The sequence below is a fragment of the Massilia sp. HP4 genome (assembly GCF_005222695.1).
Classification (GTDB): domain Bacteria; phylum Pseudomonadota; class Gammaproteobacteria; order Burkholderiales; family Burkholderiaceae_D; genus Telluria.
Genome location: NZ_STGG01000052.1, coordinates 43,432 through 67,907, shown reverse-complemented (window position 1 = coordinate 67,907; position 24,476 = coordinate 43,432). Strand labels below are relative to the sequence as shown.

18 protein-coding genes are annotated in these 24,476 nt (G+C 68.1%); 12 read left to right on the top strand and 6 right to left on the bottom strand.

What is annotated here, in order from left to right; all coding sequences use genetic code 11:
* The 5 genes from tagH to tagF are packed head-to-tail and all read left to right on the top strand — an operon-like array spanning position 1 to position 8,047.
* Complete coding sequence (gene tagH, locus E8M83_RS20210; RefSeq protein ID WP_137175145.1) at positions 1-1,299, top strand: type VI secretion system-associated FHA domain protein TagH; 1,299 nt, start codon at positions 1-3, stop codon at positions 1,297-1,299.
* Positions 1,283-2,623: a type VI secretion system baseplate subunit TssK gene (tssK, locus tag E8M83_RS20205; protein WP_137175144.1), complete on the top strand. Its 1,341-nt coding sequence runs from the start codon at positions 1,283-1,285 to the stop codon at positions 2,621-2,623. The genes tagH and tssK overlap by 17 nt, the downstream gene beginning before the upstream one ends.
* A 1-nt stretch (position 2,624) precedes the next feature.
* A complete protein-coding gene (gene icmH / locus E8M83_RS20200) occupies positions 2,625-3,920 on the top strand; it encodes a type IVB secretion system protein IcmH/DotU (protein WP_137175143.1) in 1,296 nt (431 codons plus the stop codon).
* Positions 3,921-3,947: 27 nt separating this feature from the next.
* Positions 3,948-7,466, top strand: coding sequence for a type VI secretion system membrane subunit TssM (tssM, locus tag E8M83_RS20195; protein ID WP_137175142.1), 3,519 nt, complete (start codon positions 3,948-3,950; stop codon positions 7,464-7,466).
* Positions 7,463-8,047: a type VI secretion system-associated protein TagF gene (gene tagF, locus E8M83_RS20190; protein WP_206077501.1), complete on the top strand. Its 585-nt coding sequence runs from the start codon at positions 7,463-7,465 to the stop codon at positions 8,045-8,047. Before tssM ends, tagF begins: the two co-directional genes overlap by 4 nt.
* Here the strand turns inward: tagF and E8M83_RS20185 are convergent, their stop codons facing one another.
* The 5 genes from E8M83_RS20185 to E8M83_RS20165 all read right to left on the bottom strand — a co-directional run bounded on the left by E8M83_RS20185 (position 8,048) and on the right by E8M83_RS20165 (position 13,367).
* Entirely contained in the window at positions 8,048-9,433 is a 1,386-nt protein-coding gene (locus E8M83_RS20185; RefSeq protein ID WP_206077500.1) for a serine/threonine-protein kinase, read from the bottom strand.
* Complete coding sequence (locus E8M83_RS20180; RefSeq protein ID WP_137175141.1) at positions 9,426-10,307, bottom strand: DUF3365 domain-containing protein; 882 nt, start codon at positions 10,305-10,307, stop codon at positions 9,426-9,428. Before E8M83_RS20180 ends, E8M83_RS20185 begins: the two co-directional genes overlap by 8 nt.
* Positions 10,308-10,309: 2 nt before the next feature.
* A complete protein-coding gene (locus E8M83_RS20175; RefSeq protein ID WP_137175140.1) occupies positions 10,310-11,203 on the bottom strand; it encodes a FecR domain-containing protein in 894 nt (297 codons plus the stop codon).
* A 94-nt stretch (positions 11,204-11,297) separates the two neighbouring features.
* Positions 11,298-12,386, bottom strand: a complete 1,089-nt coding sequence (locus E8M83_RS20170) for a GAF domain-containing protein (protein WP_137175139.1) — start codon at positions 12,384-12,386, stop codon at positions 11,298-11,300.
* A 48-nt stretch (positions 12,387-12,434) separates the two neighbouring features.
* Positions 12,435-13,367, bottom strand: coding sequence for a hypothetical protein (locus E8M83_RS20165; protein ID WP_137175138.1), 933 nt, complete (start codon positions 13,365-13,367; stop codon positions 12,435-12,437).
* A gap of 250 nt (positions 13,368-13,617) precedes the next feature.
* Here E8M83_RS20165 and E8M83_RS20160 point away from each other — a divergent pair, with 250 nt between their 5' ends.
* Entirely contained in the window at positions 13,618-15,231 is a 1,614-nt protein-coding gene (locus E8M83_RS20160; protein WP_137175137.1) for a GMC family oxidoreductase, read from the top strand.
* Positions 15,232-15,253: 22 nt separating this feature from the next.
* Here E8M83_RS20160 and E8M83_RS20155 read toward each other — a convergent pair whose 3' ends face one another.
* Complete coding sequence (locus E8M83_RS20155) at positions 15,254-16,147, bottom strand: LysR substrate-binding domain-containing protein (RefSeq protein WP_137175136.1); 894 nt, start codon at positions 16,145-16,147, stop codon at positions 15,254-15,256.
* Between the two features lie 301 nt (positions 16,148-16,448).
* On the opposite strand from E8M83_RS20155, the gene E8M83_RS20150 reads away from it, so the two are divergent.
* The 6 genes from E8M83_RS20150 to E8M83_RS20125 all read left to right on the top strand — a co-directional run bounded on the left by E8M83_RS20150 (position 16,449) and on the right by E8M83_RS20125 (position 24,406).
* Positions 16,449-17,087: a hydrolase gene (locus tag E8M83_RS20150; RefSeq protein ID WP_137175135.1), complete on the top strand. Its 639-nt coding sequence runs from the start codon at positions 16,449-16,451 to the stop codon at positions 17,085-17,087.
* A 283-nt stretch (positions 17,088-17,370) separates the two neighbouring features.
* Positions 17,371-19,734 carry a TonB-dependent hemoglobin/transferrin/lactoferrin family receptor gene (locus E8M83_RS20145; protein ID WP_137175134.1) on the top strand — a complete coding sequence of 788 codons (2,364 nt, stop codon included), beginning with the start codon at positions 17,371-17,373 and terminating at the stop codon, positions 19,732-19,734.
* Between the two features lie 26 nt (positions 19,735-19,760).
* Complete coding sequence (locus tag E8M83_RS20140) at positions 19,761-20,255, top strand: EF-hand domain-containing protein (protein WP_137175133.1); 495 nt, start codon at positions 19,761-19,763, stop codon at positions 20,253-20,255.
* Entirely contained in the window at positions 20,252-21,055 is an 804-nt protein-coding gene (locus tag E8M83_RS20135) for a DUF4198 domain-containing protein (RefSeq protein WP_137175132.1), read from the top strand. Before E8M83_RS20140 ends, E8M83_RS20135 begins: the two co-directional genes overlap by 4 nt.
* A 196-nt stretch (positions 21,056-21,251) precedes the next feature.
* The gene (gene dusA, locus E8M83_RS20130) at positions 21,252-22,286 is read left to right on the top strand and encodes a tRNA dihydrouridine(20/20a) synthase DusA (protein WP_137175131.1); all 1,035 of its coding nucleotides are present in this window, start codon (positions 21,252-21,254) and stop codon (positions 22,284-22,286) included.
* A 350-nt stretch (positions 22,287-22,636) separates the two neighbouring features.
* The gene (locus E8M83_RS20125) at positions 22,637-24,406 is read left to right on the top strand and encodes a methyl-accepting chemotaxis protein (protein WP_137175130.1); all 1,770 of its coding nucleotides are present in this window, start codon (positions 22,637-22,639) and stop codon (positions 24,404-24,406) included.
* Positions 24,407-24,476: the final 70 nt, after the last annotated feature.

Below are 24,476 nucleotides of genomic sequence, written 5' to 3'. Positions count from 1 at the left end.
ATGAAACTCGTATTGCGGGTGCAGAGCTATCGCGGCCAGCCGCCGTCAGAAGCGGCGAGCGCCGAATTCGACGCCGACGGCGGCATGCTCGGCCGCGCGCCGGGCAACCGGCTGGTGCTGGACGACCCGAGCAAGTACGTGTCGCGCAGCCATGCCAGCGTGAGCTGGCGCGACGGCCGGTACGTCTTCACTGATGCCGGCAGCAATCCGAGCATCGTCAACGAGCGCCCGCTGGGCGCCGGGTTCGAGGTCGTGCTCGAACATGGCGACCGGATCGTGATCGGCGATTACGTGCTGGCGGCGGCGCTGGAAGGGCAGGCGCCGGCGCCTGAAGACGCCACCATGATGGCGCCCGCGCCCGCGCAAGTCGCCGCTGGCGCGCCCGACTTCCTGGCCGGCGCAAGCATCCTCGACGGCGCATCCACGTTGGACGGAGACGACCCGCTCGGCCTGGGGCTGGCCGGCCTCGCGAACGATGCCGCGCGTGGTGCACAGATCGCTGCACAGCCCGACCATGTGGCGCCGGAGCGCCAGGCCTTCATCCCGCCGCCGGCCTTCGTCGCGATCCCGGCCGACTACGATCCGCTGGTGGACATGCAACGAGCGGCGCCACCGCCGCCGCTCATCGATATCGAGCCGCCACCACCGGCCGCACCGGACCCCAACGACGCCGTGCTGCAAGCCCTGCTCGACGGCCTGGGCTTGCCGCAGCTGCGTTCCAGCCATCCCCCCGAACAACTGGCGCGCCTGGCCGGCGAGATGTTGCGCGGCCTGACCGCGGGCGCCATGGACGTGCTGGTGGCGCGCGCGCTGACCAAGCGCGAAAGCCATATCGACATGACGATGATCGCGCCGCGCGCCAACAATCCCCTGAAATTCTTCCCCGACGCCGGTAGCGCGCTGACCCAGATGCTCGGCGCCCAGCTGCCCGGCTACCTGCCGCCGCAGTCGGCGGTGCAAGGCGCCTTCGACGACCTCAAGGCGCACGAGCTGGCCGTGATCGCCGGCATGCGTGCTGCCCTGGGCGCCGTCGTGCAGCGTTTCGACCCGGCCCGCATCGAGCGGCGCCTGGGCGAGCCGGGGCGCCTGGACCGGCTGCTGCCGGCCGGCCGCAAGGCGCGCATGTGGGATCGCCTGGTCGCGTCGTATGACGAACTGGCGCGCGACGCCGACGAAGACCTGCAGCGCCTGTTCGGCGAAAAATTCTCGAGCGCCTATGCGCAGCAGGTCGATCGCCTGCGCGCCGGGCAGCCGTCTCCCTCCACCGATCCTGCGAGTACCCATGGCGTGGCAAAGTAAAGTAGTCTGGTCCGAAGGCATGCTGCTGCAGCCCCAACACCTCCAGCAGCATGACCGTTACCTGGCAACCCAGCTCGAGGCGCGCGTCGGCGCGCTGCGGCCCTACGCCTGGGGCGTGTCGCGGCTCGAGATCGACCAGCAGCAGCTGGCGCTGGGCAAGCTGGCCCTGGTCGCGTTCAGCGGCGTGCTGCCCGACGGTACGCCGGTCGGCGCCCCGAGCGAAGACGAGCTGCCGCTGCCGATCGACATCCCGTCCGACGCGCGCGACGTCACGGTCGTGCTGGCGCTGCCGCTGCGGCGCCACGGCATGCGCGAAGTCGACGACCGTCCCGGCCCGGACAACCTGGCCCGCCATGGCAGCCGCGAATACGAGGCCTGGGACAGCAATGGCCTGGACAGCAGCGCGCTCATGACCGTCGGCAAACTGCGCCTGCGCCTGGCGCTGGCGGGCGAGGTCGCCGACGCCTGGGTCACGCTGGGCGTGGCGCGGGTGGTCGAGCGGCGCGCCGATAACCGTGTCGTGCTCGATCCCGCCTATTGCCCGCCGGTGCTCGACGTGCGCGCGGCGCCGTCCCTGAAGGGTTTTCTCGACGAGCTGCTTGGCCTCTTGCACCAGCGCGGCGAAGCCCTGGCCGCGCGCCTGGTCCAGCCGGCCGGCGCCGGCGCCGCCGACATCGCCGACTTCCTGCTGCTGCAGCTGCTCAACCGCAGCCAGGCGCTGGTAGCCCACCTGGCCGGCATGAGCGGCCTGCACCCGGAAACGCTGTACCGCGAACTGGTGCGCCTGGCCGGCGAGCTGGCCACCTTCACCCGCGCCGACAAGCGGCCGACGCCGTATCCGACCTACCGCCACGATGCGCTGGGCGAGAGTTTCGCGCCGCTGGTGCTCGACCTGCGCCGCTCGCTGTCGACGGTAATGGATCCGCATGCGGTGCCGATCGCGCTCGAAGAGCGCCAGTTCGGCATCCGGGTGGCGGTGCTGCCCGATCGCGCGCTGCTGCGCGCCGCGACCTTCGTCCTTGCGGTGCAAGCGCAGATGGCGCCGGAAGCGCTGCGCGGCACTTTCCCGCCGCAAGTCAAGATCGGGTCGGTGGAGACGATCCGCGACCTGGTCAACCTGCAGTTGCCGGGCATCGCGCTGCGTCCGCTGCCGGTGGCGCCGCGCCAGCTGCCCTACCTGGCCGGCTACACCTACTTTGAACTCGACCGCGGCAGCGACTACTGGCAGCAGCTGTCCAGCTCCGCCGGCTTCGCCATGCACATCGCGAGCAGCTTCCCAGGTTTACAGATGCAGTTCTGGGCGATCCGCGACCAGGCTTCCTGACATGCACTCACACGAACCCCGCGACACCGGGCCGGACCCGGACCGTACCCTGCTGGTCCCGACGGGCGGGCGCCGTCCGTCGCCGTCCGCAGCGGCAGCGCCGCCACCCGCCCGCCAGTTGCCGCCGGCGCCGCCCGGCGTCGGCCTGAATCCGCTGGTGCGCGCGGCCGCGCCGCTGCTGGAACTCGTGGCGCCGCTGCGCACCCTGGCTACCGCGCCCGAGCTGGCGGCGCTGCGCGCCCAGCTGAGCGAGGCGGTGCGCCGTTTCGAGGCCGAGGCCAGGAACGCCCGCATCGACGCCGAAACCATCGCCGCCGCGCGCTATGCGCTATGCACCCTGGTCGACGAAACCATCTCGAGCACGCCCTGGGGCGGCGGGGTGTGGGGCGGACGCAGCCTGCTGGTGGAGTTCCACAACGAAGCCTGGGGTGGCGAGAAATTCTTCCTGGTGCTGCAGCGGCTGAGTGCCGACCCGCAGCGCCATGTCGATGTGCTGGAACTGATGTACCTGTGCCTGGCGCTGGGGCTGGAGGGCCGCTTCCGGGTGCTGGAGCGCGGCCACGAACAGCTGGCCCTGCTGCGCGAGCGCCTGCTGGCGCTGATCACGCGCCAGCGCGGCCCGCGCGAGCACGACCTGTCGCCGCACTGGCGCGGGCACGAACAGGCGCAGCCGCGCATGCTGGCCTGGCCGGCGTGGCTGCTGGCGGTGGGCGCGGGCGTGGTCCTGCTGCTGCTCCAGCTGGGCTATGGCGCGCTGCTCAACCGCCACTCCGACCCGGTCTACGCGCGCCTGGCGGCGCTGCGCGCGGCCCCGCCGGCGCGTGTGGTGGCGGCGCCCGCGCTGGCGCGCGGGCCGTCGCCGCTGGCCAGCGCACTGGCGCTGGAAATCGCGGCCGGCCAGGTCAGCGTGCGCGGCACCGCCGACCGCGCGGTGCTGACCCTGCGCGGCGACGGCGGTTTTGCCCCGGGCAGCGACGAGGTGTCGGCGCGTTTGCAGCCGGTGCTCGAGCGCATCGGCGACGCGCTGCGCGGCACGCCCGGCAGGGTGATGGTGGTCGGCCATACCGACGACACCCGGCCTTCGCTGTCGGCGCGGCTGCCGTCGAACTTCGACCTGTCGAAGGCACGCGCGCGCAAGGTCGCGGCGCTGCTGGCGGCGCGCGCCGGTGCACCCGAGCGCTTTACCAGCGAAGGCCGCGCCGATACCGAGCCGGTGGCGCCCAACGACGGTCCGGCCAACCGCGCGCGCAACCGGCGCGTCGACATCGTCGTCCTGTCGCCCAGCGCGCCGGGTTGAGCGGCGCGTATCCTGAACGAGACATCCATGAACCGTTTTCTTCCCCGCTGGCTGCGCAAGCCGTTGATACCGATACTCGTCGCACTGGCCTTGCTGGCCATCCTGATCTGGTTCTGGGCGCCGCTGCTGGACACCGGCGCCGGGGCGCCGCTGGCGTCATCCGGTGCGCGCTGGATGCTGATCGCACTGGTGCTGGCGCTGGCGGCGGCCTGGTTTGCGGCGCGCCTGTGGCTGGCGCGGCGCCGCCATCGCGGCCTGATGGATGGTATGGCGCCGCCGGCGCAAGAACAGTCTCCCGCCGACCCGGCCGCCACCGAGGTGGCCGCGCTGGGCCAGCGCATGCGTGCCGCGCTGGCCGTGCTGCGCACCGCGAATCCCGGCTGGCGCATGCGCGGCCGCTACCTGTACGAGCTGCCCTGGTATATGTTCGTGGGCGCGCCGGGCAGCGGCAAGACCACGGCCCTGACCCGCTCCGGACTCGAATTCCCGCTCGCCGACACCCTCGGACCCGAGGCCATCGGCGGCGTCGGCGGCACCCGCCATTGCGACTGGTGGTTCAGCGACGAGGCGGTGCTGCTCGATACCGCCGGACGCTACACGACCCAGGACAGCCAGCTCGAGGTCGACCGCGCGGCCTGGGGCGGCTTTCTGGAGCTGCTGAAAAAATACCGGCCGCAACGCCCGGTCAACGGGGTGATCCTGGCGCTCAGCGTGGCCGACCTGCTGCTGCAGGACCGGGCCGCGCGCGACGCCCAGGCGCGCGCGGTGCGCGCCCGCATCCAGGAGCTGCAGGAACGCCTGGGGCTGGCCTTCCCGGTCTACGTGGTGGTGACCAAGAGCGACCTGCTGGCCGGCTTCAGTGAGTTCTTCGAGCCCTTCGGACGCGAAGAAAGGGCGCAGGTCTGGGGCATGACCTTCACGCTGGCCGACAGCGCTGCCCCGGCCCGGGCGCTGGCAGCGTTCCCGGCGCAGTTCGGGGCGCTGGAAGGCCAGCTCCAGGCGCGTGTGCTGGAGCGCATGCAGCAGGAGCGCGATCTGGGACGGCGCGCCCTGGTCATGGGCTTTCCGCGCCAGTTCGCGGCGCTCGAAGAATCGCTGTCGCACTTCCTGCAGGCCGTGTTCTCGGCCAACCGCTTCGAGCAGCCGGCGCTGCTGCGCGGCGTCTACTTCACCAGCGGCACGCAAGAGGGCAGCCCGATCGACCGGGTGATGTCGGCGCTGGCGGCCTCGTTCGGCCTGGGGGGCCGCGCGCTGCCTCCCGGCCCGGAGGCGGGCCGCAGCTATTTCCTGACGCGCCTGATGCGCGATGTGATCTTCCGCGAAGCGGGGCTGGCCGGCCTGAATCCGCGCGCCGAACGGCGGCGCCGCCTGGCGGCATGGGGCACGCTGGCCGGCGGCGCCGTGCTGGCGCTGCTGCTGGCGGCCGCGCTGAGCGTCAGCTACCTGCGCAACGCGCGCCTGGTCGAGGAGTCGGATGCGGCGCTCGCCGCGCTGGCGCGCCAGGCCGCGGCGGCGCCGGTCGACGGCGACGAACTGGGCGTGCTGCCGCTACTCGAGGCGGCGCGCGCGCTGCCGGCCGGCTATGCCATGCGCGAGCGCGACGTGGCGCTGCTCGAGCGCATGGGCCTGTACCAGGGCGAAAAGCTTGGCGATGGCGCGGTTGCCGCCTACCGGCGCCTGCTGCGCAGCACCCTCGAGACGCGCATCGTGGCGCGCATGGAGGACGTGCTGCGCCGCGGCGACGCCAACGGCCAGGACCTGCTGTATGAAACGCTGCGCGTCTACCTGATGCTGGGCCAGCGCCAGCATCTCGACCCGGCCGCGGTACGGGCATGGGTGGAGTTGGCCTGGCAGCGCAACCTGGCGCGGGCCGGTGCGGCCGAGCGTGCGCAACTCGCGGCGCACCTCGCGGCGCTGCTCGAAGAAGACGACGCGCCCGAGGCGGTGCAGCTCGATGCTGCGCTGGTGGTGCAGGCGCGCCAGGCGCTGGCCGGGATGTCGCTGTCCGAACGCATCCATGGCCTGGCCAAGCGCCAGGCCACGCAGGAAGCGCTGCCCGAATTCAGCGTCAGCCGCGCGCTCGGACGCGACGCCTCGGGCATGCTGGCGCGCGCCAGCGGCGAACCGCTGTCGCGCGGCGTGGACGGCCTGTACAGCGTGGCCGGCTACCGCCGCTTCGCCCAATCGAGCTGGCTGGCGGCGGCCGATATCGCGCGCGACGACTGGGTGCTGGCGGGCCAGGAACAGGGCGACGTGCTGGACGTGGCGCAGGCGCGCGAGGCGGTGCTGCAGCTGTATTTCGCCGACTATATCCGCGCGTGGGACGGCTTCCTGGGCGACCTGCGGCTGGCGCCGATGGGCAACCTGGACCAGGCCGCGCGGGTGGGCAACGCCCTGGGCGGCCCTGATTCGGCGCTGCGCGTCCTGCTGGCCGGGGCCGCGCGCGAGACGACGCTGGCCGACGTCGACGCCGGCGCGCCGCTGCCCGGCGCGGGCAAGCAGGTCGGCGAAAGGCTCGGCAAGGCGCGGCGCCAGCTGGAAGCGCTGTTCGGCGCCGGGCAGCCGGCGCCGGCGCAGCCGCAGCAACACCCGGTCGACAGCCATTTCGCCGCGCTGCACCGGCTCGTCACGGGCCCGGCGCCCACCCAGCTCGAGCAGATGCTGGCCCTGGTCCGGGATGCCGCGCTGTACTTCGACGCCGCCGACAGCGCGCGCCGCAGCGGCACGCCGGCGCCGACGCAGGATGCGCTGGTGCGCCTCAAGCGCGCCGGGGAGGGGCAGGCCGCGCCGCTGCCGGCCATGTTCCAGGGCCTCCACGACGCCGGCGCCAGCCTGGCCCAGGGCGGCGAGCGCCAGCGCCTGAACGCGCTGTGGAACGCCGGCCCGGCCCAGTTCTGCCGCGACGCCATCGCCGGCCGCTATCCCCTGGCGCGCGCCAGCGCACGCGACGCCACCGCCGACGACTTCGGCAAATTCTTCGCGCCCGGCGGCCTGATGGACGACTTCTTCACGCGCAACCTGGCGGCCTTCGTCGACATGGGCGGCGCGCGCTGGCGCTGGCGCACGTCGAACGGAGCGGCCGCCCCGGCCGGCATGTCGCAGGCCGCGCTCGACGCCTTCCAGCGCGGGGCGCTGGTGCGCGATATGTTCTTCGCCGGCGGCGCGCGCCAGCCCACCCTGCGCTTTGCGCTGCGCCCGCTGGTGGTCGATGCCGGCCTGGCCGGGCTCAGGCTCGAGATCGACGGCCAGGAAGTGCTGGCCGGCGCCGGCCAGGCCGCGCCGGTCCCCTTGCGCCTCCCCAGCGGCAAGGGCAACGGCCTGGTGCGGCTGGCGGCGCCGGGCCTGCGCGCGGAACTGCGCAGCGAAGGCGCGTGGGCCTGGCTACGCATGGTCGACCGCGGCGCGCTCGAGCCGCTGCAGGCCGAGCGTTATCGCCTGGCCTTCAGCCTGGACGGCCGCAATGCCGTCTATGAGCTGACCGCGGGCAGTGTGATCAATCCATTCCGGCGCGACGTCACGGGCTTCGCTTGCCCGGCCGCGCTGTGAGCGATACGGCCGGCGTGCCGGGCGTGTTCGGCAAGCTGGCCAGCCAGGGCGATTTCGTTGCGCGCCGGCTGTCGCCAGATTTCGTCCAGGGCTGGGATGCCTGGCTGCAGGCGGGGATGCTGGATGGCCGCGCGCGTCACGGGAAGGCCTGGCTTGGGCGCTACCTGCAGGCGCCGGTATGGCGCTTCGCCCTGGCCCCTGGCGTCTGCGGACGGGCCGCGATGGCCGGTGTGCTGCTGCCGAGCGTCGACCGGGTCGGGCGTTATTTTCCGCTGACGCTGGCCGCGGCCTGCGCGCCGCCGGCGACGTCGAACCAGGCCTGGTTCGACCGAGTCGCCGACCTGGCCGTGTGCGCGATGTGCGGCGACCTGCCGCTGGCCGGGCTCGACCTGGCCTTGATGCGGCTGGGGCCAGCGCCGCATGGGCCGGCCGCGGCCTGGCCGCCGGACCCCGCTGGCATGCGAGGCAGGGCGGTGTTCTGGACCGAGGGCGAGCCCGGCGCCTTGCCGCTGCTGCTGTTGTCCGCCGGCCTGCCGTGTGCGCGCACGCTGGGCGAGATGCTGGCGCATGAGGATTGCTGATCAGGCATCGGGGTCCAGCCGGCGCGCCTGTTCGAGAAAGCGCGCGCGCCCGGCCGGCGCCTCGATCTGCTCGGCCACCAGTGCGAGCAGGGCGTCGCGTTCGCCGGCTCGGGGCAGCGCGCGCCTGACGACAATCGCCGCGATTGGCCCGATCTCCACCGCCAGCAACCGCGCCAGCGCCGCGCCGAAGGCGGCATCGGGCGCGCGCGGCGCCGGGGCCGTGGGTCCAGGCCCTGCCGGCTGCGGCGCCAGCGCCTCTTCGAGCGCGGCCAGGCTGGCGTCGAATTCGGCGCGCGCGGTGGGCGAGGGTATCTGTTCCAGCAACTGTTCGCGCAGGGCGGCGAAGTCCGGCGCGGCCGCCGCGATCCGGCGCAGCAGCAGCCGGGCGACGGGACCGATCTGCGCCGTCAGCAGGGCTTCGAGCTGCGGCAACGCGGCCAGCTTCCACGCCGTGAGGTCGGCCGTGAGGCCACTCCGGGACGGCTCGGCACTGGCGGCGAGCGCCATCGGCGGCGGGGGCAGCAGCACGGTGGCGTCGCTGTCGTCGCCAGGGCCGGCTGCGGCCACGGCCGCATCGAGCGCCTGCAGGAATTCGGCGGCGCCGGCGAAGCGCGCCTCGGGCGCCTTGGCCAGCGCGCCCAGGACCACGGCATCGAGCGCGCCGGGCAGCAGGGGATTGAGGCGCGAGGGCGGCGGGGGCGTGTGGGTCAGCACCTGCTGCATCACGGCCGCAGTGGTGCCCGAAAACGGACGCTGGCCGGTCAGCAGCTGGTATAGCACCACGCCGGCCGAGAACAGGTCGCTGCGGCTGTCGATGGCTTCGCCGCGGAACTGCTCGGGCGACATATAGCTGGGCGTGCCGAGCATGGCGCCGGTCTGGGTCAGGGTCGAGGACTCGATGCGGGCGATGCCGAAGTCGCCGACCTTGATGCGACCGTCGCGCGTGACCAGCAGGTTGGCAGGCTTGATGTCGCGGTGGACCACGCCGTGCGCATGCGAGTAGGCGAGCGCCGCCAGCAGGTCGCGCATCCACGCCAGCACCTGCGGCAGCGGGCAGGGCTCCTGGCCAACCAGCTCCGACAGCGGCCGGCCGTCGACGAACTCCATCGCGATATAGGCCAGGTCGCTCGCCTCGCCGTACTCGTGCACCGCCACGATATTGGGATGCATCAGCCGCCCGGCCGCCTGGGCCTCGGTGCGAAAGCGCCGCAGCAGCTCCTGCGTCTGTTCCGGGTCGCCCAGGCGGTGCTGGACGGTCTTGAGCGCCAGCGTGCGCTCGATCAGCGGATCGAAGGCACGGTAGACCACACCCATCGCGCCACGCCCGAGGATGGCGTCGAGGCGGTATTTGCCGATCTGCTGCGGCAGTTCCGCCAGATCACTCATCGAGCATCTTCATGGCGCTGTTCAGGCTGGTGCGCATGCGGTCGAAGGAGCGCGCCAGGCCGGCCAGCTCGTCTCCGCCGCGGGTATCGATGGCGGCGGCGTCCGACCGGCCCAGGCTGACGTCGTCGGCGACCCGCGACAGCTGGCCGATGCGGCGCGTGACGAACAGGTGCACCATCGCGTTGAGCGCAACGAACAGGAAGGCGAAGATTCCCAGCAGCGATAGCAGATAGGTGTTGAGCAGCGTGCGTGCGCGCTGCAGCGGCACGTCCAGCGGCACCGACACCACATGGGCGCCGACGGTCTCGCCCAGCTTCCAGCCGAAACCGCGCTCGCTGCCATAGATGTCGAGCATGGTGGCGGGCGCGTCCTGCGGCTTGCCGTGGCAGGCCAGGCAGGCCGCGTCCTGGATGCGGATCGGCCGCGCGACGTACAGGGCCGGGCCGGCCGCGGCGACGTGCTCGCCCACCAGCTCGGCGGTCTTCGGCTCGGCGCGCAGCTTGTCGACCAGTGGCTTTTCGAATTTGTCGGCGCGGTTGCGCGGATTGGTGGGATTGAGCGTGGCCTGCTTGTAGCGGTAGTTGGGATAGGCCTTGAGCAGCTGGTCGAGGTGTTCGATGGCGGCGAAGGCGGGCACCGCCTCGGGCAGGAATTCGAATTTCAGGCGGTTCTCGAGCAGCGGCGTGACGTGGGCGCTGGTATAGGTCCCGGCGGCGTCCGATGCCTGCAGCAGCAGGCGGGCATGCTGCAGCGTCTCTTCGCGGGCATTCGCGGTCAGCATGGCGTTGGTGACGAAACCGGCGGCGCAGAAGCCGAACACGGACACGGCCAGGAAGACCAGGTTGAACTTGGCGGCGAGCGAACGGATCTTCATGGTCAGAACAGGTGGTTGAGCGGCCGGTTGGCGCGGGTGGTGGCGGCGCGCTGGCGGCGCAGCGCGTCGCGCCACTCCGGCAGCCCGCCCTGCAGGTCTTCGATGTCGTTGCGGAACACGGCATCGTCGAGGCGCGCCGAAAATTGCGCGACCAGGCGCCGGCGCAGTGCGGGGGCGGCGTCGCTCCAGGCGGCGATATCGGCGGCGGCGATCTCGCGCTGGGGCGCCGGCGCGGCCGTGCGCGCACGCGCCGCGACGCCGATCAAGGGATCGAGGAAGGTGCGCGGCAGCTGCTGCACGAACAGGCGCGGCGCGCGCGGCGCGACCGCGAACGGCCGCGTGGACGGGCGCGCCGCATACTGTTCGCGCCCGACCGCGATGGCGCGCGCGCCGCCCGGGCCGTTTTCGTCGACCGTGACGGCGCCGCTCTCGACGAACAACTCGGTCTGGTCGGCCGCCAGGCGCAGGATGCCGTTGGCGCCGGCCGCCGCCAGGCTGATCGGGCCGGCGTCGAGCGCCAGCCGTCCCGCCCCCGGGGCGCCGGTGGCGAACTTGCCCCATCCACGCAGCAGGCTGGCCGACGGTGCCGCGCCGGCATCGTTGACCAGCACGCTGCTGGCCGGGCCGAGCGCGAAACGGGCGCCATTGGCCCATTCGATCTGGACCAGGCCGGCGTTGGACTCGACGATATCGCCCGCCTGCAGGCGCACGCCGGCCGGCGCCTGGTAGACGGTAGTCTTGCGGATCAGGCGCGACGGCTGCTCGGCATGCGAGACGAGGGCGCTCTGGGCCAGGGCCGGCGCAACCGGCGCCAGCGCGCCCAGGATGCACGCGAGCGCTGCGAGGTCCCATCGCGGCCGGCGCAAGAGGCGGCGTAATGGGTGGAATGAATGCATGGGCATGGGTCGGGTAGTGGTGGGCTACCTCGACTTACGCGCGCCGGGCGCGCCTGGATGCACCCGGCGTGCAGTGCGCGCGCCGGGCCGGCCGTCAGCGCGATCGCGCCCGGCCGCGGCGGGCGAGTTCCGACGACGCCTGCGCGGCCAGCCGGCTCAGGATCTGCACCTGGGCCGGGTCGAGCGTGCGCGGCCGGGTATCGATCACGCACAGGGAGCCGAGTGGGAAACCCTGGTCGTCAACGATCGGGGCGCCGGCGTAATAGCGAAAATGCGGCGCGCCCGCGACCGCGGGGTTGTCGGCGAAGCGCGGATCGCGGTCCAGGTGCGACAACTCGCACACGCCCGGCCCCATCAGCGTGTAGTTGCAGAAGGCCCAGCTGCGCGGGGTGGCTTCCATGTCCAGGCCAACCCGCGCCTTGAACCATTGGCGGTCTTCGTCCAGCACCGTGACCAGGGCCACTGGCGCGGCCAGGCCCAGGGCGGCCAGCTGCACGATATTGTCCATCGCCGTCTCCGGCGCGCTGTCCAGGATGGCGGCGCGGTGGACCGCCGCCAGGCGCCGGGCTTCGTCGGCGCGGATCGGGAACGGGGCGTCGAGCAAGGCCGGCGGCAGGGGCTGCAGCGCCAGCCGCGCCAGCGCCGTATGCCGCACCAGCTCGGGCGTAAGCAGTTCGGGCGCTTCGCCCAGCTGGACGTGCTTGTAGGGCAGGCCCGGGCCGACGATGGAAGCGACGGTGCCGGCCGACAGGCGGGTGGCGATCACGATCTGCAACCGGTTCAGGACCGGCATCCGGTACAGGGTGGACAGGAATTCGGGCCCCAGGTCGGCGGGATGGCCGACCTGCACCACGAACACCTCGGGCACGCTCGCCCCGAGTGCTACCGCCGCGGCGACCGGATTGTCGGTGCAGGCGACTTCTTCGAGGTCGAGCGCGGCCAGCGCGCTCTCCCAGCCGGCATGGTCGCGGCCCGGCGCCAGCACCAGCACCCGGCGGCTGGCCGGGCGGGCGTCGTCGTTGGCGGCCAGGGCCGCGAGCACGTCGGACTCGAACATGCGGCGGTGGCCGCCGGGCGTCTTCCAGGACGGGATGACGCCGCTCTCGATCCAGAGCTGCGCCGTGCGCGAAGAGACGCCGAGGATTTTTGCCGCCTGCGGCGTCGTGAGGATCGGTCTGTTCATTGGCGACACTATATCGGAAGCGGGCAGGGCGCGTGGCGCGCGCGCCGCTCAGGCGGCGCCGCCCGGCTCGGCCTGGCCGAGCAGCCGCTCGACCAGCGGCAGGCGCGCCTCGACCGCCGGGAAGCGCATCGGTTGGTAGCGCTCGAGCAGCACGCCATCGGCATCGTGCACGGCGATCGACAGCGTATGGCCGTGGCGCCGCGAGATCACATGCCAGGCCATGAGTTCGGCCAGGTCTTCGCCTGGCGCTGCCGTGGCGTAGAAGCTGACGAAGGGTGTCTGCGCGAGCGCATCGTAGTGGGTGCGCGCGTGGCTGGCGGCAATCGGGCCGGCGCCGCGGAACCTGGTCGCGGCGGCCGGCGATGCGGCCAGCCCAGGGGCCAGCGGGATGCGGCCTTGCGCCATGGGCGCCAGCCAGATCCCGTCGCCGAAGGCATTGCCCTGCCGCTCGGTGAGCTTCATCGGCATATCGAGGACGTGGGTTGCCTCGTGCAGCAGCAGATAAGTGAGCGCATCGGCGCCGTCGGCCTCGATGGTCACCGTGTGGCCGGATGCGTCGGCCTCGAACAGGCGCCGCTCCTTGGTGGTCAGGAAGTGTGCCAGCGTTTCGTGCAGCGCGCTGGCACGCAAGGTGATGTCGAACCGCGCGCTGTCGCCGACCTGGGAGGTCAGCGCCGTGCCCTGGCCGGGCACGCCGTCGACGAAGCTCAGGTGCCGCAAATGCGTGTCCAGCACGCGCCGGTGCAGCGCCGGCAGCCGGGCCAGCGCCTGCTCGACTTGCGCCAGCTCGGCCGGCGTCAGGACATGCGGGCGGATGTCGCGCATGCCGGCGGCCTCGAAACGCTCGATGACCGCGCGGTCGGGTGGCGCGATCCGGCTCGCCAGGGATATGGGTGGCGCTGCGCCGTGGGCGGCGGGCGGCGCCAGGCCGGCGAAGGCCAGCACGGTGCCCAGCACCAGGCCTGTGAGTGTCGATCTCATTGTTGTCTCCTTGTAGGTAGTCGGTCCGTATTACATGGCGCCTGATGAGAGGTACGCGTGGCGACGGTATCCGGATGCAGCGCCATCCATCACGAAATCCAATGATAAACCATCACGGATTCAAATCGATATAAACGTCAGAATCGATATAATCGGAAAGACGCATCGAGATGGAACGATGCCATTCGCCGCGCCACGAACGCCGACCCGGGCCGGGCGCTTTCCTTACACAATCGAAGTGAACTTCAATATGAACAGTACGAATATCCATGAACGCGCGTTCGCCGAAGCGGTCCAGCGCAACCAGCTCACCCGGCGCGAGGCGCTGCAGGCGCGCTACGATTTCATCGTGTGCGGCGCAGGCTCCGCAGGCTCGGTGGTGGCGGCCCGGCTGGCCGAGAATCCCGAGGTGACGGTGCTGCTGCTCGAGGCGGGCGGCAGCGACGAGGTGGCCAGCGTCATCGAGCCGGCGCAATGGCCGCTGAACCTGGGCACGGAGCGCGACTGGGCCTTCATGGCCGAACCGAACGCGCACCTGAACGGCCGCGCGATCCCCATGAACATGGGCAGGGTGCTGGGCGGCGGCTCGAGCATCAACGTGATGGTGTGGGCGCGCGGCCACCGCGCCGACTGGAACCATTTCGCCGCCGAAGCGGGCGACGACGCCTGGAACTATGCGTCGGTGCTCGCCATCTACCGCCGCATCGAGGACTGGCATGGACCGGCCGATCCGACTCGCCGCGGGCAGGGCGGGCCCGCCTATGTCGCCCCGGCGCGCGACCCGAAACCGACCGCGACCCTGATGCTCGAAGCGGCGCGTTCGATCGGCGTGCCGACCTTCGACAGCCCGAATGGCGCGATGATGGAAGGCGACGGCGGCGCCGCGATCAACGACCTGCGCATCCGCGACGGCAAGCGGCTGTCGGTGTTCCGTTCCTATACGTATCCGCGCATGGCCCAGCCGAACCTCACGGTGCTGACGGATGCGCTGGTATCGAAGCTGCTGTTCGACGGCGAGCGGGTGGTCGGTGTCGACGTCATCCTGGATGGGCAGCCGCGCCAGTTCATGGCCGGGCGCGAGGTGGTGCTGTCGCTGGGCGCAGTCAACACGCCCAAGGTACTGATGCAGTCGGGGATCGGCCCCGCGAGCGAGCTGGCGCGCCACGGCATCCCGGTGCGCCAGCACCTGCCCGGCGTCGGCCAGAACCACCAGGACCACGTGTCCTTCGGCTGCATCTGGGAATACAGCGCGCCGCAGGAAGTCGGCAATGGCGGTTCGGAAGCGACCTTGTACTGGAAGAGCGATCCATCGCTCGACGCGCCGGACATGCTGCATTGCCAGGTCGAGTTCCCGGTGCCGAGCGCAGAGAATGCGGCGCGCGGCGTGCCCGAACATGGCTGGACGATGTTCGCCGGGCTGGCGCATCCGAAGAGCCGCGGCCAGCTGCTGCTGTCCGGACCGGACGTGGGCGACGCGATGATCATCCGCGCCAATACCCTGTCCGATCCGGACGACCTGGAAGCGGCCAAGGCCAGCGTGCGCATGTGCCGCGAATTGGGCAACGCGGCCGCGTTCAGGGGCATCGTCAAGCGCGAGGCCATGCCCGGCACCCTGGGCGACGACGAGCTGGAACGCTATCTGCGCAACGGCGCGGTCACCTACTGGCACCAGTCGTGCACCGCCAAGATGGGGCGCGACGAGATGTCGGTGGTGAATGCGAAGCTCGAAGTGTATGGCGTGCCGAACCTGCGCATCGCCGATGCTTCGATCATGCCGCGTATTACGACCGGGAACACGATGGCGCCGTGCGTGGTGATCGGCGAACGGGCGGCGGAGATGATCAAGGCGGCCCACCGTATCTGATGCAGATGGGGCGTTGCGAACGTCATCCCTGCTGGATGTGCGCGGCCAGGTAGTCGAGCAGCAGGCGTACGGCGGGCAGCAGCCCACGCCGCGAAGGAAAGACCGCATGCACCAAGCCGCCTTTCGGCGCCCAGCCGGGGAGGATCTCGACCAGCTTCCCATTACGCAGTTCATCGCTCACCACCATGCAGGGCAGCTGGACGATGCCGATGCCGCGCAGGGCGGCCTGGCGCAGGGCCGTCATATCGTCCGTGATATACCGGGGACGGTGCCGGATCTGCGCCGTGGCGCCGTCCGGTCCTTCCAGCTCCCACAGGTGGTCGCGCGCCGGGCCCCAGTCGAGGCTCGACAAGCCATCCAGCTCGGCCGGATCGACCGGCGGCGTCCTGCCGCGCAGGAAGCCAGGGCTTGCCACCAGCCGTTGCGGACTCGCCGACAAGACCCGCATCACCAGGCCGCTGTCCTCGAGCGGCGGAAACCGCACGCGCAGGGCGATGTCAAAACCTTCGCCGAGCACGTCGACCCGGCGATTCGTGGCTTCGAGGTGCACCTGCACGCCCGGGCAGTCGGCCATGAACTGGCTGACGAGATCCCCGACGCGGTAGGCCAGCAGGGCGGTCGGGCAACTCATGCGCACGATGCCTTGCGGCAGAGCGCCACTGCGCTTCATGACGTCCATGGCGGCCTGGGCTTCCACCAGCATCGCGATGCAATGGGCATAGAACTCGCGGCCGGTATCGGTCACGGAAAAGTGCCGGGTGGAGCGCTGCAGCAGGCGCACACCGTAGGCTTCTTCGAGGCTGGCAATCCGACGGCTGAGCTTTGACTTGGGCATGTTCAATGCCCTGCCTGCTGCGGTGAATCCGCCGTGGTCGACCACTTTTACGAAGTAATAAAGGTCATTCAGGTCGTTCACCAATCGTTCTCCACACGGAACACCGATATTGGCGTACGCAGGCAAGGTTACTGGCGCCGGCGCTTCCGCACTAGCATCGATCGTCGATGGGCTGTGTCGCATGAAATGGAACAGGCGATGTTCCGGTGGATCCGGGCTGACCATCGGTCGTCGATCGAGTGTTCACCAGATAGAACACTGATGGCATTTTATGCCGACTACTGCTCGCCTGTTGACGCATCTATCATGAATTTCCAGTCGCCGCCGCTAGCGCGCTGCAGCGGCCTGGCTTCCAATTTCTACCAACCACAGCAGGGAAATCATGGCAACCGAAAAGATCCGCAACCCCCAGACCGACCAACTGCTGACGCCCGCGAATGCGGCGTTGATCATCATCGACTACCAGCCGGTGCAAGTATCTTCGATTCGCTCGATGCCGCGCGACGAACTGGTGTTCAACATCGTGAGCACCGCGAAAGCAGCGTTGAACTACGACCTTCCGATCATCCATTCGACGGTCAACGTGGCGACCGGCCGCAACAAGCCGCCGATCGCGCCATTGCAGGAGGTGCTGGGCCACCTGCCGACCTACGACCGCACGTCGATCAACAGCTGGGAAGACGTCGAGTTCAAGGAAGCGGTCAAGGCGCTCGGCCGCAAGAAGCTCATCATGACCGCGCTCTGGACCGAGGCCTGCCTGACCTTCCCGGCGCTCGATGCGATCCAGGAAGGCTACGAGGTCTATGTGCCGGTCGATGCGGTCGGCGGCACTTCGCTGGCGGCGCACGAGGCAGCGCTGCGCCGCATGGAGCAGGCGGGGGTGAAGCTCATCAGCCGAGTGCAGCTATATTGCGAACTCCAGCGCGACTGGTCGCGCGAGGCGACGGTTCCCGGATTCATGGCCGTGTTCGAGAATTTTGATGGTTTCAATGCCGAGAAGGCCATGGAGCAGGTCAAGTAATCACGCGCGGAAATCGCGGGTAACACCGTTTCCATTACCGCGTGTCGTGACAGCCAGTCTAACGATCCCGGTCGAATAACCATGTGTGTCTCCACCGCCGGCCCCAGCGCCGGCGGTTTCGCATCCAGCGCACACCAGGCACAAGATGTCGATATTCAAATAAGAATAATAATGCGAATGAGAATGACAATGATTCTCATTCACACTATAATTGTTTTTGCATCTAGAAATCCTCCCATAGAGAGAGGACATCGCTTTTACTCATTCGCCTGAAAGAGACCACATGAATCAATACGCCGCACAGGATTCCATCCCCGGGCGGGGCATGGTTGCCCGCCATCGTCCGCCCCCGCTTCCAGAACGTGCCGTCCTGGCTTGCGCGATTTCCGCCTTGCTCATGACGTCCGCAGTTGCCCAGGAGGCCCCCGATATGTCCTCCGGCGTCGCGAAAATGATGCCCCAGATCGACATCGTCGGGCAGGCATCGAGCGAAGCAGGGACCACGGCGACGGTCAGTGGGGAAGACCTCGAGCGAGCGAATAATCTGAAAGACGTGGTGCGCAACCAGCCGCTGGTGTCCGCTCCGGGCACGGCATCGGGCACAACGCGCAATCGTAGCAGCTTCGACCGGTCCGGCAGCACTGGCTATAACATCCGCGGCATCGAAGGCAATCGCGTCGGCATGGACATCGACGGCATTGAAATGCCTGCCGCCACCGGCCGTCCGTATGTGAGCCGCGTGGGAGCCAATACCTTCGGCGTGGGCCGCGACTTCATCGATCCCGAAATGTTCTCGTCGGCCGACATCCTGTTCGGCACGACCTCGGCCAAGCGCTCGGCAGGCGGTATTGGCGGGGCGGTGAGCTTCAAGACCAAATCGGCCGACGACTACCTGCGCGGCAGCAAGGTCGAGTACTACGGCGGCAAGATTGGCTATGACTCGGCCGACCGCTCCTGGAACGAGAGCGTGACTGCGGCAGGCCGCAGCGGCAACCTGGATGGCCTGGTCGCGTACTCGCGCCGCGACGGGCACGCGACCAAGAACAATAGCGATATCATCGACAGCATGCCCAACGACTGGGATTCCGACGCCCTGCTGCTCAAGGGCGCACTGCGCATCGATGCCGCCAACCGGCTTGAGCTGTCCGCCGACTTTTACCGGCGCACGAACGACACATCGTTCCATGGCTGGGACACGAATAGCACTTTCATCACCGAAAATTCCCAGCAACACAGCAAGACTGCCCGCAACACGGTGCAGTTGACGCATCAATGGCGGCCGAACAATAGCTGGGTCGACGAGGCGGATACGCGACTGTATTTCCAGAGCACCGATACTGAAGACACGACCGACACGACGACACGGGCCACCAACGCCAGCGTGCGCAATGTCTCCGAGAACAAGACGAAGACCTGGGGCGTATCGAGCGTCGTCACGAAGCGGCTGGACCGGCACTATCTCAGCTACGGCTTCAATGCATCGACGCAGGACGTCGAGCGGCCGTGGAATGTCGTCGGCTACATGAAGCCGCAGCCTGACACGACGACTGAGCGGGCAGGTATCTTTTTACAGGATGACATCGGCTTCGACCTTGGCGGGCGTCGCTTGGTGCTGACGCCGGCCCTGCGCGGCGACTATGTCAGGATCAAGATGCGTGACCTCGACAATTTTGCGTCGGGCATCCTGACCCCAGCCGACGTGGAAAAGATGTACGGCAGCCCCAGCAATACCATCTGGAGTCCGAGTCTCGCCCTGAGCTACACCATGATGCCGAACCTGCTGGCCTACGCGCAATACAAGCGTAGCGGACGTGCGCCCGCGGTCGACGAAATCTTCGGCACCTGGAACCTTGCCAGCAATTACAACGTGGGCAACCAGTATGCGCTGGTCGGCAACAGCAGGCTGAAAGAGGAAACCAGCGATGCCATCGAACTCGGCATCAAGGGCAAGCCGGCGCCAGGGATCGCATTGCAGACCTCGGTGTTCTACACGAAATACGACGATTCCATCGCCTACACGCGCTATACCCGCGCCTTGCATCCTGGCATGTTCACGAACGTGCCAGCGCACATCGGCACCATTTACCAGGCGGAAAATCGCGACGATGCCAAGATCTACGGTTTCGAACTGAGCTCCCGGCTCGAGCACGGGCAATGGAGTCCGGCCGCGAAGGGCTTCTATACGACCTGGGCCGCGGGGATCAGTCGCGGCACCGCCAAATCGCAGTATGCCGGCGACAAGGACGTCCCACTCGAGTCCGTGTTGCCGCGCAAGGCGGTCATCGGCGCCGGCTACGATGCGCCGTTGAAGGCATGGGGACTGAACCTGGTCGGCACCTTCGTCGCCGGCAAGCAGGCCGTGGCGACCAACCGGGATGCCTACACGAACGGCGGACCGCCCCTGACCGATTCCACCACGGCGCTGTTCCGGGTACCGGGCCGTGCGACGTTCGACCTGGTCAGCTACTGGCAGGTCAACCAGAACGTGCGCCTCGATGCCGGTTTCTACAACCTCGGTGACAAACGTTACTGGGATTACTCCAGCTCCCGCAACCTGCAGCCGTCTGTCGCACGCGACCGGCGCGATATGGAACTGCTGACCGAACCCGGCCGCACGGTGGCCATGTCCCTGCGCATGGCATTCTAATTTTATTCAATACAAACGAGGCACGCATGAAAAAACAGAATATCCAGCCCGTCCAGCACGGGGTTCGTCTCGCCATGGCAGTCATGGTGGTCGCGATGACAGCGTCCGCGCCAGCGGGAGCAGCCGATGGGCCCACGGCGCCTGCGGGCGGACACGGCCTGGCGGCGTTCATGGGCAGCTACGACGTCAACCGTGACGGCGTGGTAAGCCGTGACGAGTACGACACGGTGCGCAAGCAGCGCTTCGTGGCAGCCGACACCAATCGCGACGGCTGGCTCAGCGAAGAAGAATACGTGGCCGAGTACGAAGGCCGCCTGAAACAGCAATACGCCGGCCGGGAGCCGGACGGACGGTATGCCGGCTCGATCAAGCAGGCGCACGTGCGCTTCAAGATCCTGGACACCGACAAGGACGGACAATTGACGGTGGAAGAAGACATTGCGATCGCCGACAAGACCTTCAAGCAGAACGACAAGAACGGCGATGGCAAGGTCGACCAGGCCGATGGAGCAAAGCCATGAGGCCCGTCGACTCACTGCGAACGCTGCTGCTGGCAGCGTCGCTGGTTGGCGGCGCAGCGCAGGCGCATACGCCGTTTTTGTTGCCGAATAATTTCGACGTCCAGCCGAAGGGATCGATCGGTGTCGATGCGGGTTTTACAGAGAAATTCTTCGTGTCTGACGTCGCGTTCGGCGATACGCCGTTTTCGATCGTCACGCCGCAGGGCGAGCGCATTGCCTTCGGCGACATCCACCAGTTCAAGCAGCGCACGGTAGCGGAGCAAAAGCTTCCCGACGAAAAAGGAACGTACCGCCTCAGCACCGGCCCACGGCTGGGCGCCGTGTTCCGCACCTGGGAGCGCAACGGCAAGACCGAGTCGGCACGGGACCCGCAGCAGGTCATGCCTGCCGACGCGAAGCTGCTGGCCCATTACCAGTCGCTGTCGATTTCCGAGGCCTACGTCACTGCCGACAAGCCATTGACGAAAGCGCTGGCGCCGGTCGGCAAGGGACTGGAAATCGTCGCCATCACGCATCCGAGCGACCTGTTTGTCGACGAAAGATTCGAATTCATCGTGCAGTTCGACGGCAAACCGCTGGTGGACCAGAAGGTCAGTATCTATCGCTCTCCGATGGACCTGGCTAGCCAGAGCGCTGTGCAGCACATCTCGACCGACGCCCTGGGGAAAGCTGTCTTGCCGTTGGCGAAGCCGGGCATCTATCTTGGGCTGATCCGGCATAGGGCGCCTGCACCGGCCGGTGCGGCTGCGCCGAACTATGGTCACAACTACACGTTGACGTTCCGCGTGCTGGATCAATGATCGGGTGACTACTCTTCCTGTGCCTTTGCCTTCTTAAGGCAAGGCACGTACTTGTGTGGCGATCGCGGTTCTGGTCGGTGAGACCTTTGCCACAACCGATCGACGCCAGGAGTGCGGTCCCGCCAGCTTTGGCTTATGATGGCGGGTTCCCGACAGTATTCGCCGCCGTGTCAGCAGGCGGCCAGACCCTTCCAGCATGAGCACCACCTCGACCGTTCCAGCCAACGCCCCAGCTCCTGTCCAGCCATCGCGCCGCCTGTCGGTCGCCCCGATGATGGACTGGACCGACCGCCACTGCCGCGTCTTCCACCGCCAGATCACCCGCCACACCTGGCTGTACACCGAGATGGTCACCACCGGCGCCCTGGTCTATGGCGACGTCGAGCGCCACCTGCGCTACGACGACGTCGAGCACCCGATCGCCCTGCAACTGGGCGGCAGCGACCCGGCCGACCTGGCAAAAAGCGCCAAGCTGGGCGAGCAATGGGGCTATGACGAGATCAACCTCAACTGCGGCTGCCCGTCCGAGCGGGTGCAGAAGGGCGTCTTCGGCGCCTGCCTGATGAACGAGCCGCAACTGGTGGCCGATTGCGTGAAAGCGATGCGCGACGCCGTCTCGATCGACGTCACGGTAAAACACCGCATCGGCATCGACTACGACGAGGAATACGGCTTCGTGCGCGATTTCGTCGGCACCATCGCCGATGCCGGTTGCAAGACTTTCATCGTGCACGCCCGCAATGCCGTGCTGAAGGGCTTGTCGCCCAAGGAAAACCGCGAGATCCCGCCGCTGCGCTACGCCGTCGCCTATCAGCTGAAACGCGAATTCCCCGACCTCGAGATCCTGATCAATGGCGGCATCAAGAGCGACGATGAGATCGCCCTGCACCTGGAGCACGTCGACGGCGTGATGCTGGGCCGCGAGGCCTATCACAATCCCTGGACCATGGGCGACTGGGACCGCCGCTTCTATGGCGCCCCCGATGCCGGTCGCCCACGGACGCGGGTCGAGGTGCTGGAGGGGATGATCCCGTATATCGAGGAACAGTTGCGCCTGTACGGCCCGCTGGGCCTGAAGCTCAACAGCATTACGCGCCACATGCTGGGCCTGATGCAGGGCTTGCCGGGTGCGCGCGCCTTCCGCCAGACCTTGTCCGACTCGAAGAAGCTGGCGCTGGGCGATCCGCGCCTGTTGCTCGAAGCGGCTGCCAGGATGCCGGCCGCAGCCTGAAAACCCTGCAAAACCGACCCAAAGGCGTGCCAAGGCACGCCTTTTTGATTTCCTGTCGACAAATCGAGACATTTCCTTGTCGAAACAATCACACAAGTTTCAAAATTGCTTGCTGTGTGGCAATAGTCATTCCATAATGCAGTCCTGTTCCCAATCTTGCACTGTATCAATGCTGTTGTTGTGCCGAAACAATTCGGACGAGCAAGAGATTTTCTGACGAGCTGAATGACATCTTGATTTATCCTGTCGGAAACACCTGACATCGAGCGGAAACACCGATTTCAGAAGCGCATCGCCGGCGCTTGTCTCTCCGAGCGAGTTTCGATCAATAAGTTACAGGGAAAACACGAATGAATTTGAACAACATGAAGGTCGGTACCCGTCTGGCCCTCGGTTTTGCACTGATCCTGGTGTTGCTGGTTGCCGTTGCGGTAGTGGGTATCCTGCGCATGGCGCAGATCCAGGATCGCCTTGACCATGTGGTCAGCGTGAGCAATGTATCGACCGGTCTCGTGATCGAAATGCGCAACAACGTCAACGACCGCCTGCAGTCGCTGCGCGTCCTGACCCTGATGGTCGACCCGGCCGATATGGAACCGGAAATCGCGAAGTTCAAGGCCGAGACCGCCAAGTACGACGAAGCCCAGGCTAAATTGACAGCGCTGTTCGCCGCCAACGGCAACGATACCGAAAAGGCCTTGCTGGCGCAGATCAAGGAACACGCTGCGGCCGCAATGCCGGCGATCAGCCGCGCTACCGAACTCTACCTGGCCGCCAATATGATGGACGCCACCCGTGTGATGGTGCGCGAAGTGCGCCCGGTGCAGCGCAAGTGGACCGAGGCCCTGAACGCGCTGGCTGCCCAGGAACAAAAACAGAACGCCCAGACCAAGGCCGATGCCGAAGCGGCATTCGACAATGCCCGTAACTTCATGCTGGTGCTGCTGGTCCTGGCCGTGGTGCTGGGCGTGAGCGCCGCGGTGGTGATCACCCGCAGCCTGCTCAAGCAGCTCGGCGGCGAGCCTGGCTACACCGCCAAGATCGCCGGCAGCATCGCCCACGGCGACCTGTCGATCGCGATCGACACCAAGGAATCCGACCGCGGCAGCCTGCTGGTCGAAATGAAGGAAATGCGTAACAGCCTGGTCGACATCGTCGCCCAGGTGCGCCGCGGCACCGAGACCATCGGCACCGCCTCGCGTGAAATTGCTGCCGGCAATATCGACCTGTCCTCGCGTACCGAACTGCAGGCCAGCTCGCTGGAAAAGACTGCCTCGGCCATGGAACAGCTGACCTCGACCGTCAAGCAGAACGCCGACAATGCCCGTGAAGCCAACGCGCTGGCCGCCGCCGCTTCGGACGTCGCCAGCAAGGGTGGTGAAGTGGTGTCGCAAGTGGTGGGCACCATGGGTGAGATCAACGGCTCGGCCCGCAAGATCGCCGACATCATCGGCGTGATCGACGGCATCGCCTTCCAGACCAATATCCTGGCGCTGAACGCGGCGGTCGAAGCTGCCCGTGCCGGCGAACAGGGCCGCGGCTTCGCGGTCGTTGCGTCCGAAGTACGTAACCTGGCCCAGCGTTCGGCTGCGGCGGCCAAGGAAATCAAGACCCTGATCGACGATTCGGTCTCGAAAGTCGACCGCGGCAGCAAACTGGTCGGCCAGGCCGGCGTGACGATGGATGAAGTGGTGTCCAGCGTCAAGCGCGTGACCGACATCATGAGCGAGATCGCCAACGCCAGCGCCGAACAGAGCGCCGGCATCGCCCAGGTCAACACCTCGATCATCGAGATGGATGGCATGACCCAGCAAAACGCCGCACTGGTGGAAGAAGCCGCCGCGGCCGCCCAGAGCCTGCAAGACCAGGCCGGCGAACTGGCCCGCGTGGTCAGCATCTTCAAGCTGGAAGAGGGCGAACAGTTCCAATTCGAGGCGCAGGCGCCAGTGGCGACCACCACCGCGGTGGTGGTCCGTCCGGCCGCTAAGCGTCCCGTACCGCCGGCGTCGAAAAAGCCGGCCGCCGCCAGCGCCGCGGTGAACCCGGACGAGGCCGAAGTTGCGCCGAAGCCGAAAAAGGCAGCTGCCACAGTCGGCAACGACGAGTGGGAAGAATTCTAAGCACGCATTATTACGCAGTCATGCGCCGGCTGGCAGAGCGGCGCGCAGTACGCATCACGACATTCAACTC